This is a genomic window from Sanguibacter hominis ATCC BAA-789 (genome assembly GCF_012396185.1).
GTDB classification, from domain to species: domain Bacteria; phylum Actinomycetota; class Actinomycetes; order Actinomycetales; family Cellulomonadaceae; genus Flavimobilis; species Flavimobilis hominis.
On record NZ_JAAXOW010000003.1, the window covers coordinates 280,228 to 293,614 of the forward strand.

Here is a 13,387-nt window from a genome sequence, read left to right on the forward strand (position 1 = left end):
GCAGGTCCCACGTCCGCGGCGCGGCGCGCACCGGGGCTCGCCCCGGTCGGTGTCAGTCGCCGCGTCCCGCAGGCTCGGTGCGTGCGCTCATGACGCGGCGGAACGACTCGAGGCGCGCGGCGCGCGCCGGGGCGGTCTCCCGGTCCTCGGCGGCCCACGCGTCGAGCTCGCAGTCGGGTGCGCCGTCGAGGTGCGTGCAGCCGCGCGGGCACTGCTCGGCCACCTCGGCGAGATCCTCGAACGCGGCGAGGATCGTGCTCGGCTCGACATGGGCGAGGCCGAACGAACGCACGCCCGGGGTGTCGATGACCCAGCCAGCCTGCCCGGGCAGGCGCAGCGCCACGGCGGACGTGGAGGTCTGCCGTCCGCGGCCGGTGACGGCGTTGACGTGACCGGTGGCGCGGTGCGCGTCCGGCACCAGGGCGTTGACCAGGGTGGACTTCCCGACGCCGGAGTGGCCGACGAACACGCTCGTGCGGCCCACGAGCTCGGCGCGCACCCGCTCGACCGAGTCGGCGTCGAGCATCGCGCCGTCCTCGCCGCGCCGCGAGACGACGACCTCGACCCCGAGGGGCCGGTAGAGCGCGGCGAGCGGCTCGGGGTCGGCGAGGTCCGCCTTCGTGAGGCAGAGCAGGACACGCATGCCCGCGTCGTAGGCGGCGACGACGCAGCGGTCGATCATGCGGGGCCGCGGCTCGGGATCGGCGAGCGCGGTCACGATGACGAGCTGGTGCGCGTTCGCGACGATGATGCGTTCGTACGGGTCCGTGTCGTCGGCTGTGCGCCGCAGGACCGACGCGCGCTCGGTGATGCGCACGATGCGGCAGAGCGCGCCGTCGTCGCCCGAGATGTCGCCGACGACGTCCACGCGGTCGCCGCACACGACGCGCGACCGCCCGAGCTCGCGTGCCTTCATCGCGATGATGACGCGCTCGTCGGGCAGGCCCTCGTCGACAAGGAGCGTGTAGCGGCCACGGTCGACGCCCGTGACGAACGCCGTCTGCGCCTCCTCGTGGGCGGGCCGCTGCTTGCTGCGGGGACGGCTGCCGCGCTTGCTGGGGCGCGACCTGAAGTCGGACTCGTCGCGGTAGCGGGCGCTCACGCGGTCGCCCCGCCCGGGGTGCCGGCGCTGCCGATCATGCGCGCCCACATCGTCGGGAACTCGGGGAGGGTCTTGGCGGTCGTCCCGACGTCGCGGACCTGGACGCCCGGGACGCGCAGCCCGACGAGGGCGGCGGCCATAGCCATGCGGTGGTCCTGGTAGGTGTCGACGACGGCGCCGTGCAGCGGCGCGGGCGCGATGACGACTCCGTCCGACGTCTGCTCGCAGCGCCCGCCGAGGCGCGTGATCTCGGTCGCGAGCGCGGTGAGGCGGTCGGTCTCGTGGCCTCGCAGGTGGCTGATGCCCCGCAGGCGGCTGGGGGAGTCGGCGAGGGCGGCGAGCGCCGCGATCGTCGGCGTGAGCTCGCCAGCGGTATGGAGGTCGACGTCGATGCCGTGGATCGTGCCGTCGCCCGTGACCGTCATGACGTCGCCGCGCTGGCGGACCTTGCCGCCCATCGCGGCGAGCAGCTCGGGGGCCAGCGCGCCGGCCTGGGTGGTCTCGGTGGGCCAGCCGGGGACCGAGACGGAGCCGCCGGCGACGAGCGCGGACGCGAGGAAGACGGCGGCGTTGGACAGGTCGGGTTCCATGCGGACGTCGCGCGCGGCGATCGGTCCGGGCTCGACGATCCAGATGGCGGGCCGCGAGTCGTCGATCTTGACCCCGGCGTCGCGCAGGACGGCGACGGTCATCTCGATGTGGGGCAGGCTCGGGAGGGTCGGTCCGACGTGCCGCACCTGGAGGCCGCGGTCGAACCGGGCGGCCGCGAGCAGCAGGCCGGAGACGAACTGGCTCGACGCGCTCGCGTCGAGGTCGACGGCTCCGCCGACGACGCCGCCGTGCCCCGCGACCGTGAAGGGGAGGGTGCTCGGGCGGCCGCCGTCGTCGTCGGTGACCTCGACGCCGAGCGAGCGCAGCCCCGCGAGCACGGGCCCCATGGGCCGCAGGCGAGCGGCCTCGTCGCCGTCGAACCGGACGTCGCCGTCAGCGAGCGCGGCGACTGCCGGGAGGAAGCGCATGACGGTGCCGGCGAGGCCGCACCGGATGGTCGCGGGCCCGGTGATCGGGCCGGGCGTCACGCGCAGGGAGCTCGCCGCGCCGTCTGTCTCGATGCGAGCGCCGAGGGCGCGCAGGGCGTCAGCCATGAGGTCGGTGTCGCGGCTGCGCAGGGCCCCCGAGATCGTCGAGGGTCCGTCGGCGAGGGCCGCGACGACGAGGTGCCTGTTCGTGAGGGACTTCGAGCCGGGGACGTCGACGGTCGCGTGGAGCGTCCCGACCGCGGTGGGCGCTGCCCACGTGTCGCCGGGGGTGGGGCGCACGGGAGAGCCGAGCGAGGGTGACGTCATGGCTCCAGGGTATCGGGGTGCGTCCGTCCTGCCCTGTTCTTGTCAGCCGATCGAGGCCTTGCGTCCGAGGCGCTTGCCCGTCGAGCTCGCGGACGAGACGACGGTGTCGACTGCTTCCGACGCCTGGGCGGCCAGGTTGCCGCGTGCCTGGCGGACGCGCCAACCGAATGACGGGCTGCCGGCGGTGTCGGCGCCCGCGAGGAGGGCTGCGCCGAGGGCGCCGAGCGACTGGGCGAAGGGCGTGACCTTCTCAGGATCGAGGTGGCGGCCGGTCCACGGCTGGTGGACGAAGGCGAGCGGCGCCGTGAGCGCGGCGAGCGCGAGCCCGCTCGAGCGTGGGGCTCGGCCGACCGCGAGGTTCGCCGCGGCGACGGCCGTCGCGACGCCGTGCACGCGCACCGCGATCTTCAGCTCGCGGTCGGTCAGCGTGCGGCGCAGACCGGCGGCGCTCGCGACCTTGTCGGCGAGGGGACGGGCGGCGTCGACGTGGGGCGCGGGCTTGCGGACCGCGTCGACCCCCGTGACGAGGTACCAGGACGCGAGCAGGGGACGGGCAACGCGGCGGACCAGCATCGGGATCTCCTTCGACCGGGCTTTTCCTCCCACCGTATCGCCAGGGACGTCGGTCGGCCTTGCGCGGCGCCGGGAATGATCGCGCGCCGGAGCGTGTTCCTCCTGCTGTGACCTGCCAAGCACCGCCCGCCCCGCGAGCCCGTACCGCCCTGTCAGGGCTAGGCTCGTCGGTGATGACTGAAGACACGGACCGCGCGCCGCAGACAGAGACAGACGTCGAGAGGCGCCTGCGGTTCGAGCGCGACGCTCTCGAGTTCCTCGACCCCCTCTACGCGGCCGCGCTGCGCATGACGCGGAACCCGACGGATGCCGAGGACCTGGTCCAGGAGACGTTCACGAAGGCGTTCGCGGCGTTCCACCAGTACCGGCCGGACACGAACCTCAAGGCGTGGCTCTACCGGATCCTGACGAACACGTTCATCAACGGGTATCGCAAGAAGCAGCGCGAGCCGCAGAAGGCCGCAACCGACGAGATCGAGGACTGGCAGATCGCCCGCGCGGCGTCGCACACGTCGACCGGGCTGCGGTCCGCGGAGGTCGAGGCGCTCGACGCGCTCCCGGACTCTGACGTCAAGGAGGCGCTCGCGGCACTCCCGGAGGATCGCCGCATCGCGGTGTACCTCGCCGACGTCGAGGGGTTCCCCTACAAGGAGATCGCGCAGATCATGGGCACCCCGATCGGGACCGTGATGTCGCGGCTGCACCGTGGCCGTGCACAGCTGCGCGACCTCCTGGCCGAGTACGCAGCGGACCGGGGGCTCCTCCCGGCGCGCACGACGAAGGACGAGTCATGAACACCGATCCCTTCCTCGGGAGCCCCGGGGACGAGCAGCCCGAGGTCCCGGCCGCGCCTGCGCTGGACAAGGACGAGTGCGCGGAGGTCATCGGGCACGTCGAGGAGTTCCTGAGCTCTCCGATGTCGCCCGACGACGCGCGGGACCTGCGGCACAACGTCGCCGGCGCGCTGCCTGGCCTCGCCGACCTGGAGGTCGAGGAGATCATCCGTGTGATCGTGAAGCGTTCGTGCTGCGAGCGTGCCCCGGAGGCGCTGCGCGTGCGCGTGCGCACGCAGATGGCGGTCTGGCGGCTGGAGGGCTGAACCCTGGTGCGTCCCGTTCGGGGGCGCCTCTGACATGCACGAAGGGCCTCGGTGCACAGCACCGAGGCCCTTCGTGTGCGCCGGGACGAACCGGCGATGTCGTGTGCGCCTGCTCAGGCGTTGGGACGACGGCCGTGGTTGGCGGCGTTGCCCTTGCGGCTGCGACGCTTGCGTCCGCGCTTGCTCATGGTGACTCCTGTCGATCGTGCGGGTCCGGGGTCGTGGCACAGGGCGCCACCGGACCAGAGGTCCGCGCACGCTCTCGGCTCACGCGCCCACCATGATCCCACACCTGCGCGTCTCGGGGAAACTTGGGGGTTTCGACCCTGCAGTCGGTGGCGCGGGGTCAAGTCGGCGGGGGATCGTTCCGATACCTCTGACGTGAACGCTACGCCTCAGTCCGTGATTCCCCTGCTGCACGCCGTCGTCAAGGCCGGGGCGTCCGACCTGCACTGCAAGGTCGGTTCGGCGCCGCGCGTGCGCGTCGACGGCCGTCTGCGCCGTCTGCAGGTCCCGACGCTCGAGCCGGTGGACACGGACCACATGCTCTACGAGGTCCTCCCGGCCGACCTGGTCGAGGACTTCGAGCGCACCCACGAGGCGGACTTCGCGTACTCGGTCGCCGGCGTCGGCCGCTTCCGTGTCAACGCCTACCAGGCCCGCGGCACGACGGCGATGGTGTTCCGTCTGGTCTCGGTCGTGTCGTCGTCGATCGCCGAGCTGGGCCTGCCGCCCGTCGTGGGCGACCTCGCCCTCGAGCCGCGCGGCCTCGTGCTCATCACGGGCCCGACCGGGTCGGGCAAGACGACGTCGCTCGCGGCGATGGTCGACCTCATCAACACGTACCGCGAGGTCAACATCATCACGATCGAGGACCCGATCGAGGTCCTCCACGAGGACAAGAAGGCGATCATCTCGCAGCGTGAGGTGCGCCAGGACACCCGGACGTTCGCGACCGCGCTGCGCGCAGCGATGCGTCAGGACCCCGACGTGATCCTGGTCGGCGAGATGCGAGACATCGACACCGTGCGTGCGGCCCTGCAGGCCGCGGAGACCGGTCACCTCGTGCTGTCGACGCTGCACACGCTCGACGCGCAGGAGTCGATCAACCGTGTCGTGGACTTCTTCCCGCCGCACGAGCAGACGCAGGTGCGCAACGCCCTGGCGCAGACGCTGCGCGGGATCGTCTCGCAGCGCTTGGTCCGCACGGTCGACGATGGCCGCTGCCCGGCGGTCGAGGTGCTCGTGAACACGGGGCGCACGGCGGAGGCGATCGTGGCGCCGCTCGACAACCCGCCGCTCACGGACCTCATCGCCGAGGGCGAGTACTACAAGATGCAGACGTTCGACCAGCACCTGGGCGGGCTCGTCCTCGAAGGACGCATCTCGTACGACGAGGCGCTCCAGACGGCGTCGAAGCCTCAGGACCTCACCCTGGCCCTGCGTGCGGCTGGCATGCAGGTCTGACGGCGACTGTGCCGCTGGCCGTGCCCTGCGGCCCGCTCCCGGGGGACGGGTCGCAGGGCCCTGGTTCTGACGGTCAGGCGCCGGCGTCGGGGACGCCGAGCCAGCCGTGCCAGCCGGAGTGCAGCACGAGCCACGCCATGAGGCCGTACCCGGCCTGCGCGGGCAGGTCGTCGCCCCGCGTCGCGAGGTCGGCGTGCCACTGGTCGTGCGTCTCGAGGGGGGCGAACGTCTCGACGTAGGTGACGCGGCGGCGGTGGGTCACGTCGGCGAACGCGCGGGAGAGCTCGCCGAGGCGCGCGTTGTCCGTGCGTTCGCCCGGCGGAGGCCCGACGACGAGGGTGGGCAGGTTGCGGGACTCGGCGACGTCGAGGATGTTCGCGAGGTTGAGGCGGCTCCGCGCGACGGAGAGGCCTGCTGCGACGTCGTGCCGTCCGAGCGCGACGACGAGGCGGTCGTCGACGTCGGGGGAGTGGGCGAGCCGCCGGTCGACCTCGCCCTCCCAGCGTGCGCTGAGCGCGGTCGTGGTCTCGCCGGGCACGGCGAGCACGTGGTGCGAGAGCGTCCCGGGCGCCTGCGTGCGCGCGACGACGCGGCCGACCCAGCCGAGGGCCTTGGGGTCTCCGGTGCCTGCCGCCAGCTCGTCGCCGACGACGCAGATCCGCACTTCCTGCCCGCTCACGTGTCCTCGTTCCTCTGGTGGTGCATCCTGCCCATTGTCCGCCACGTCGCTCACGCGGAAGGGCAACACGCCGGGGTTTCGATGGCTAGGCTGGGGCGATGGACATGAAGCGATGGAGCGACGGACGCACGGTGTCGTGCGTCGGGCTCGGGACGTGGCAGCTGGGTGCGGACTGGGGCGAGGTCAGCGAGGCTGACGCCCACGCGGTGATCGACGCCGCGGTGGGGGCGGGCGTGACCTTCCTCGACACCGCGGACGTGTACGGCGACGGGAGGTCCGAGCAGATCATCGGGTCCTACCTCGAGGAGAACCCTGGGCTGGACCTCTTCGTCGCGACGAAGATGGGCCGCCGGGTCGACCAGGTGCCCGAGGCGTACAACCTCGAGGCGTTCCGTGGGTGGACGGACCGCTCACGTCGGAACCTCGGCGTCGAGCGCCTGGACCTCGTGCAGCTGCACTGCCCGCCGTCCGCCGTGTTCGAGGACGACGAGGTGTTCGACGCGCTCGACACCCTCGTCGAGGAGGGGGTCATCAAGCAGTACGGCGTGAGCGTCGAGAAGCGCAGCGAGGCGCTGCGCGCGCTCGAGCGCCCGGGCCTGGCGAGCATCCAGATCATCGTCAACGCGTTCCGGCTCGCGCCGCTCGACGACGTGATCCCGGCGGCAGCCGAGCGCGGCGTGTCGATCATCGCGCGGGTCCCGCTCGCGTCGGGGCTGCTCTCGGGCCGGTACACGCTCGACACGACGTTCGCCGCGGACGACCACCGCACGTACAACCGGCACGGTGAGGCGTTCGACGTCGGCGAGACGTTCGCGGGCGTCGACTACGCACGCGGGGTGGCCGCAGCGCAGGAGCTCGCGGCTGCGGTGCCCGCAGGGATGACGCTCGCGCAGGCGTCGATCGCATGGCTGACGGAGCAGGCAGGCATCACGACGGTCATCCCGGGCGGGCGTTCGCCCGAGCAGGTGCGCGCGAACGCTGCGGCGGGCGAGCTCGGACCGCTGCCGACGTCGTTCGACGCCGCGGTCCACGACGTCTACGACCGGCTCATCCGGGCTGACGTGCACGACCGCTGGTGAGCATCTCGCAGCGCTGACAAGACACGGAGGGCCGCCCGATCTGGGCGGCCCTCCGTGTCTTGCGCGTGCGTGACGCTCAGCGGGCGAAGGCTGCCGTGAGCAGCTCTTCCTGCTGGCGCAGGTGCTTCTTGGACGTGCCGGCCGACGGCGACGCGGACGCGGGCCGGGAGACGACCCGGATCTCGCGGCCGAGCTCACGGGTGGCGTGCACGTGCATGAACGGCCACGGGCCCTGGTTCTCGGGCTCGTCCTGGACCCAGACGACCTCGGCGTCCCCGAATGGCGCGAGCGCCTCACGCAGGGCGTCGCCCTCGAGCGGGAACAGCTGCTCGACGCGCACGATCGCCGTGCGGTCGTCCTCGAGCTTCGTGCGGCGCGCGAGGATGTCGTAGTAGACGCGACCCGAGCAGAGGATGACGCGGTCGACGCCGCCGCGAGCGGCAGCCTCGGCGTCGCCGATGACTGGCTGGAACGAGCCCGTCGTGAACTCCTCGACGGGCGAAGCCGCGGCCTTGAGCCGGAGCAGCTGCTTGGGCGTGAACACCACGAGCGGGCGGCGCGGCCGGAAGTACGCCTGGCGGCGCAGCAGGTGGAAGTGCGACGAGGGCGTCGATGGCTGCGCGATGAACATGTTGTCCTGCGCGGCGAGCTGCAGGAAGCGCTCGATGCGGGCCGACGAGTGGTCGGGTCCCTGGCCCTCGTAGCCGTGCGGGAGCAGCATGACGAGCGACGAGCGCTGGCCCCACTTCTGCTCGGACGAGGAGATGAACTCGTCGATGACGGTCTGCGCGCCGTTGACGAAGTCGCCGAACTGCGCCTCCCACAGCACGAGCGCGTCCGGGCGCTCGACGGAGTAGCCGTACTCGAACGCGAGGGCCGCGTATTCGCTCAGCGAGGAGTCGTAGACCCAGAACTTCGCCTGGTCACCCGTGAGGTAGAGCAGCGGGGTCCACTCGGCGCCCGTCTCGCGGTCGTGCATGACGGCGTGGCGCTGCACGAACGTGCCGCGACGGGAGTCCTGGCCGGCGAGACGCACCGGTGTGCCCTCGACGAGGAGGGAGCCGAACGCGAGCAGCTCGCCGAAGCCCCAGTCGATGCCTCCCTCGCGGGACATCTGCTCCCGCTTGGCGAGCAGCTGCTTGAGCTTGGGGTGGACCGTGAACCCCTCGGGCGGGTTGACGTGCGAGCGGCCGATGAGCTCGACGATCGACGACGGAACCGCGGTCTGCCAGCCGACCATCGTGCCGGCGTCCTCGCGCTGCGACTCGGGGCGCTCGAGGCCGCGGACCGACTCGGTGTCGGTGGGCGGCATGAAGCCGCCCTCCTTGGTCTCGGTAAAGACGCGCTCGAGCTGCGACTGGAAGTCCTGGAGGACCTGCTCGGCCTCCTCGAGCGTGATGTCGCCGCGGGCGACGAGGTTCTCCGTGTAGATCTTGCGCACGGAGCGCTTCGCCTCGATGAGGTTGTACATGAGCGGCTGCGTCATCGAGGGGTCGTCACCCTCGTTGTGGCCGCGGCGGCGGTAGCAGACGACGTCGATGATGACGTCGCGGTCGAACTCCTCGCGGAACGCGAACGCGAGCTCGGCCACGCGGACGACAGCCTCGGGGTCGTCGCCGTTGACGTGGAAGATCGGGACCTGGAGGCCCTTGGCGACGTCGGTCGGGTAGAGCGTCGAGCGCGACGACGCCGGGCCGGTCGTGAAGCCGACCTGGTTGTTGATGATGACGTGGATCGTGCCGCCGGTGCGGTACCCGCGCAGCCCTGCGAGGTTGAGCGTCTCGGTGACGACTCCCTGGCCCGCGAAGGCCGCGTCTCCGTGGATGAGGATCGGCAGCACGGAGAAGCCGTCGCCGCCGAGGTCGATGCGGTCCTGCTTGGCGCGGACGACGCCCTCGAGGACGCCGTCGACAGCCTCGAGGTGGGACGGGTTCGCAGCGATGTAGACGCTCGTCTGCTCTCCGGTCTCCGACGTGAACGTGCCCTCGGTGCCGAGGTGGTACTTCACGTCGCCGGAGCCCTGGACGGTGCGCGGGTCGAGGTTGCCCTCGAACTCGGCGAAGATCTGCGCGTAGCTCTTGCCCGCGATGTTCGCGAGGACGTTGAGGCGGCCGCGGTGGGCCATGCCGATGCAGACCTCGTCGAGGCCGCTCTTGGCGGCCTTGTTGAGGACGGCGTCGAGCAGCGCGATGACCGACTCGCCGCCTTCGAGCGAGAAGCGCTTCTGGCCGACGAACTTCGTCTGCAGGAACGTCTCGAACGCCTCGGCGGAGTTGAGGCGGCGCAGGATGCGCAGCTGCTCCTCGCGCGGGGTGCGCTCGTAGCCGGCCTCGAGGCGCGCCTGGAGCCACTTGCGCTGCGTGCGGTCGGCGAGGTGCATGTACTCGGAGCCGATCGAGCGGCAGTACGAGTCGCGCAGGAGGCCGAGGATGTTGCGCAGCGTGTCCTTCGGCTTGCCACCGAACCCGCCCGTGGGGAAGGTGCGGTCGAGGTCCCACAGCGTGAGGTCGTGCGTCTGGACGTCGAGGTCCGGGTGCCGGCGCACGCGGTACGCGAGCGGGTCGGTGTCAGCCATGAGGTGGCCGCGCGAGCGGAACGAGTGGATCAGCTCGGCGATGCGGGCGGGCTTCGCTGCCTCGACGTCGTCGTCGACCGTGTTGTCCTGGACCCAGCGCACGGGCTCGTACGGGACGCGCAGAGCCGCGAAGATGCGGTCGTACAGGCCGTCGAGACCGAGGAGCTTGTTGGCGAGGATCCGGAGGAACTCGCCCGAGTGCGCGCCCTGGATGATGCGGTGGTCGTAGGTCGAGGTGACCGTCAGGACCTTCGAGATGCCCATGCGTGAGAGTCGCTCGGGGGATGCGCCCTGGAACTCGGCCGGGTAGTCCATCGCGCCGACGCCGATGATCGCGCCCTGGCCCTGCATGAGGCGCGGCACGGAGTGCACCGTGCCGATCGTGCCGGGGTTGGTCAGGGAGATGGTGACGCCCGCGAAGTCCTCGACGGCGAGCTTGCCGCCGCGTGCACGGCGCACGACGTCCTCGTAGGCGGCCCAGAACTGCGCGAAGTCCATCGCCTGAGCGGCCTTGATCGCCGGGACCAGGAGCTGGCGCGTACCGTCCGGCTTGGGCAGGTCGATCGCGAGGCCGAGGTTGACGTCCGCCGGGTGGTGGACGCTCGGCTTGCCGTCGACGAGCGTGTAGGCGGCGTTCATCGCGGGCATCTCGGCGAGGGACTCCACGAGCGCGAAGCCGATGATGTGCGTGAAGGAGATCTTGCCGCCGCGCCCGCGGGCGAGGTGGTTGTTGATGACGATGCGGTTGTCGACCATGAGCTTGGCCGGGACCGCACGCACCGAGGTCGCCGTGGGGACCTCGAGGCTCGCTTCCATGTTCTTGACGACGCGCGCGGCGGGGCCGCGGAGCTTCTCGACGTTCTCGGTGCCGCCGGCGACGGCGGCGTCGGTGCGGGTCGCGGGCTTCTGTGCGTAGACGGCGGTCGGTGGCTGCGCGATGACGGCGGGTGGCGGCGTGTGCGTGCCGTGGCCGCCGGGCGCTGCCGGCGCGGGAGCGACGGGCGGCGTGGCCTTCGGCGTCGGCTGGGCGGCGGCTGCGCGCGGTGCGGGAGCCGGGGCAGCAGCGGGCGTGGCCTGTGGCGCAGGCTGCGCGGCGGCGGGCTGCGCCGCAGGCCTCGCGGCGTCGGCGGGCTTCGCGGCGTCGGCGGGCTTCGCGGTGGCGTCGTCGGTCTCGGCCGGCTTGTAGTCGGCGAAGAAGTCCCACCACGCAGCGTCGACGGAGTTCTTGTCCTTGAGGTACTGCTCGTAGAGCTCGTCGACGAGCCACTCGTTCGCCCCGAAGGACGCGTTCGCGGGGCTGATCGGCTTTGATTCAGCGTTCGGGGCCACTCGGCGCTCGCCTCTTTCACACGATGTTCGTGATCTTGGTGATGTGATCGGGTTCCTCGACCACCTCAACCCTACGGTGCTAGAGCCTCCCTGGGGGCTCGGATCAGGCCGTTGGACCCAGGTGCTCCCGGCATCGTCGTGCCCCGCCCCGGGGATGGCAAACGACGGGCAAGGAGGTGGCCGTCGGGCACCCAAAGAGGTCTGACGAACTGCCATCAAACGGTAGAGGCGGGACGTCACTGTGACGAACATCACTCCCAGGTGTGGTGTGTGCCTCGACACCCATCGTCGTGACGCTGGGGGACGGCGGCCCGCACCCGCCGGGCCGCCGTCCTCGCGCAGGTCAGCCGACGTCGCGCCGGAAGGTCGTCACGCGGCCGACCACGGCGAACAGGAGCGCATAGCCGACAAGGACGAGCGCGCCCTGCCACCACTCGAGGATCCCGCCCATGGACAGGGCGTTGAAGAGGCTCGCACCCGTCATCGCCTCGCCGGCCGCGCCGGGGAGGAAGGACGCGACGCGCGAACCGGCGTCGTCGAGCACGGCCGGCAGCGCCATGCGGGCGACCGGTTCGACGAACTGCGTGAACGCGAGGAGCGTCACGAGCGACGCGACCTGGTTCGGCAGCATCGCGCCGAGACCGACGCCGACGACCGACCACACGGTCAGCGCGGCGACCGACAGCGCCGCAGACCGCCACACCTCGGGCGAGCCGAGCAGCGGGTCGACGTCGCCGAGAGCGAACGCGCCAGCGCCCGCGCCGAGGCAGGCGACCGTGCCGACGATGCCGAAGAGGAGGCCGATCGGCACGGCGGCGATCATCTTCGCCGTGAGCAGGCGCGTCCGGCTCGGATCTGCGAGAAGGGTCGGCACGATCGTGCGGTGCCGGAACTCGCTCGTCACCGCGAGCGTCCCGACGATCGCGGGGAAGACGTACCCGAGCGACGTCGCGACCGTGTAGATCGAGCGGACGACGTCGATCTTGTCGCCCTGGAACTCTTGCGGCGTCGCCGTGATCGAGAAGGCGAGGACCGCGGCGAGGAACGCCATGTAGCCCGCCATGATGAGGAGCAGGACCCACCAGAGCCGGGTCGAGAAGAACTTGCGCATCTCGGTGCTGACGGCGGTGCTCATGAGCGGCCCTCCTGGTCGGTCGTCGGCGCGGCGGCGTGGCGCTGGAGCGGGGGAGCCTCGCCGACGAGGCTCAGGAAGACGTCCTCGAGACCCGGGGACTCGCCCCGCAGCTCGTGAAGCTCGAGGTGTGCTGCGTGGGCCGCAGCGCCGACGGCGCTCGTCGTCGTACCGACGAGCGTGATGCTCGCGCGGGTCTCGTCGGCCGTTGCGGTCGGGGTGGCTGGCCAGCCGTGGGCGGCGACGAGCCGGGCGAGTCCCGCGGCGTCGGGGCTCGTCACGTGGACGGCAGGGGTCGCGAGGTCGGCGAGCGCCGCGAGCGGCGAGGCGTGGACCATGCGGCCGCGCGCGATGACGACGACGTCGTCGACCGACTGCTGGACCTCGGACAGGACGTGGCTCGACACGAGGACGGTGCGGCCGTCGGCCGCGAAGCCGCGCAGGAAGGACCGCAGCCAGGCGATGCCGCCGGGGTCGAGGCCGTTGGTCGGCTCGTCGAGGATGAGGACCTGCGGGTCGCCGAGCAGGGCGGTCGCGAGCCCGAGGCGCTGGCGCATGCCGAGCGAGAAGCCCCCGACGCGACGGCCGGCGGCCTCGGTCAGCCCGACGAGGCCGAGCAGCTCGTCGCACCGCGCCCGAGACGCGCCTGCGGCCGGTGCGAACAGGAGGAGGTGCTGGATCGCGGTGCGTCCGGGGTGGAAGCTCGAGGCCTCGAGGACGGCGCCGACCTCGCGGGCGGGCTGGGGGATGTCCGCGTAGGCGCGGCCGCCGATCGTCGCGGTCCCCGCGTCGGGGCGGGCGAGGCCGAGGATCATCCGGAGCGTCGTCGTCTTGCCTGCGCCGTTCGGCCCGAGGAAGCCGGTGACGCGGCCGGGGGCGACGTCGAAGCTGAGGTCGTCGACGGCGAGCACCTGGCCGAACCGGCGGGTCAGGCCGTGGACGGTGATGGGGGTTCCTGGGGTCATGTCCTCACCCTACTTCCCCCCATAGTTCTAGATCAACTAGA

General features: G+C 71.9%; 12 protein-coding genes. 4 read left to right on the forward strand and 8 right to left on the reverse strand.

Annotation, left to right across the window (positions count from 1 at the left end):
* Positions 1 to 52: 52 nt before the first annotated feature.
* Genes rsgA through HF995_RS10940 form a run of 3 tightly spaced genes read right to left on the reverse strand, consistent with a single transcriptional unit; the run spans position 53 to position 3,021 of the window.
* Positions 53 to 1,102, reverse strand: a complete 1,050-nt coding sequence (gene rsgA / locus HF995_RS10930; protein WP_168447826.1) for a ribosome small subunit-dependent GTPase A — start codon at positions 1,100 to 1,102, stop codon at positions 53 to 55.
* A complete protein-coding gene (gene aroA, locus HF995_RS10935) occupies positions 1,099 to 2,448 on the reverse strand; it encodes a 3-phosphoshikimate 1-carboxyvinyltransferase (protein ID WP_168447827.1) in 1,350 nt (449 codons plus the stop codon). The genes rsgA and aroA overlap by 4 nt, the downstream gene beginning before the upstream one ends.
* A gap of 42 nt (positions 2,449 to 2,490) precedes the next feature.
* Positions 2,491 to 3,021 carry a DoxX family protein gene (locus HF995_RS10940; RefSeq protein WP_210727397.1) on the reverse strand — a complete coding sequence of 177 codons (531 nt, stop codon included), beginning with the start codon at positions 3,019 to 3,021 and terminating at the stop codon, positions 2,491 to 2,493.
* A 107-nt stretch (positions 3,022 to 3,128) separates the two neighbouring features.
* On the opposite strand from HF995_RS10940, the gene HF995_RS10945 reads away from it, so the two are divergent.
* Together HF995_RS10945 and HF995_RS10950 are read left to right on the forward strand one after the other, a co-directional pair.
* Positions 3,129 to 3,815 (forward strand): sigma-70 family RNA polymerase sigma factor, encoded by a 687-nt coding sequence (locus HF995_RS10945; protein ID WP_434060856.1) that lies wholly within the window; start codon positions 3,129 to 3,131, stop codon positions 3,813 to 3,815.
* A complete protein-coding gene (locus HF995_RS10950; protein ID WP_168447829.1) occupies positions 3,812 to 4,120 on the forward strand; it encodes an anti-sigma factor in 309 nt (102 codons plus the stop codon). Before HF995_RS10945 ends, HF995_RS10950 begins: the two co-directional genes overlap by 4 nt.
* 113 nt (positions 4,121 to 4,233) lie before the next feature.
* Here the strand turns inward: HF995_RS10950 and HF995_RS14210 are convergent, their stop codons facing one another.
* The gene (locus HF995_RS14210) at positions 4,234 to 4,308 is read right to left on the reverse strand and encodes a 50S ribosomal protein bL37 (protein WP_098459088.1); all 75 of its coding nucleotides are present in this window, start codon (positions 4,306 to 4,308) and stop codon (positions 4,234 to 4,236) included.
* Between the two features lie 214 nt (positions 4,309 to 4,522).
* Here HF995_RS14210 and HF995_RS10955 point away from each other — a divergent pair, with 214 nt between their 5' ends.
* On the forward strand, positions 4,523 to 5,587 hold the full coding sequence (locus tag HF995_RS10955) for a type IV pilus twitching motility protein PilT (protein ID WP_350308853.1): 1,065 nt from the start codon (positions 4,523 to 4,525) through the stop codon (positions 5,585 to 5,587).
* A 73-nt stretch (positions 5,588 to 5,660) separates the two neighbouring features.
* Here the strand turns inward: HF995_RS10955 and HF995_RS10960 are convergent, their stop codons facing one another.
* Complete coding sequence (locus HF995_RS10960) at positions 5,661 to 6,266, reverse strand: GDSL-type esterase/lipase family protein (RefSeq protein WP_350308854.1); 606 nt, start codon at positions 6,264 to 6,266, stop codon at positions 5,661 to 5,663.
* A 98-nt stretch (positions 6,267 to 6,364) separates the two neighbouring features.
* Here HF995_RS10960 and HF995_RS10965 point away from each other — a divergent pair, with 98 nt between their 5' ends.
* Positions 6,365 to 7,345, forward strand: a complete 981-nt coding sequence (locus tag HF995_RS10965; RefSeq protein WP_168447831.1) for an aldo/keto reductase — start codon at positions 6,365 to 6,367, stop codon at positions 7,343 to 7,345.
* 76 nt (positions 7,346 to 7,421) lie between these two features.
* Here HF995_RS10965 and HF995_RS10970 read toward each other — a convergent pair whose 3' ends face one another.
* The 3 genes from HF995_RS10970 to HF995_RS10980 form a co-directional block, all read right to left on the reverse strand.
* Positions 7,422 to 11,249, reverse strand: coding sequence for a multifunctional oxoglutarate decarboxylase/oxoglutarate dehydrogenase thiamine pyrophosphate-binding subunit/dihydrolipoyllysine-residue succinyltransferase subunit (locus tag HF995_RS10970; RefSeq protein ID WP_350308855.1), 3,828 nt, complete (start codon positions 11,247 to 11,249; stop codon positions 7,422 to 7,424).
* 343 nt (positions 11,250 to 11,592) lie between these two features.
* Complete coding sequence (locus HF995_RS10975) at positions 11,593 to 12,384, reverse strand: ABC transporter permease (RefSeq protein ID WP_168447833.1); 792 nt, start codon at positions 12,382 to 12,384, stop codon at positions 11,593 to 11,595.
* Entirely contained in the window at positions 12,381 to 13,346 is a 966-nt protein-coding gene (locus HF995_RS10980) for an ABC transporter ATP-binding protein (RefSeq protein ID WP_168447834.1), read from the reverse strand. Before HF995_RS10980 ends, HF995_RS10975 begins: the two co-directional genes overlap by 4 nt.
* Between the last annotated feature and the right edge of the window lie 41 nt (positions 13,347 to 13,387).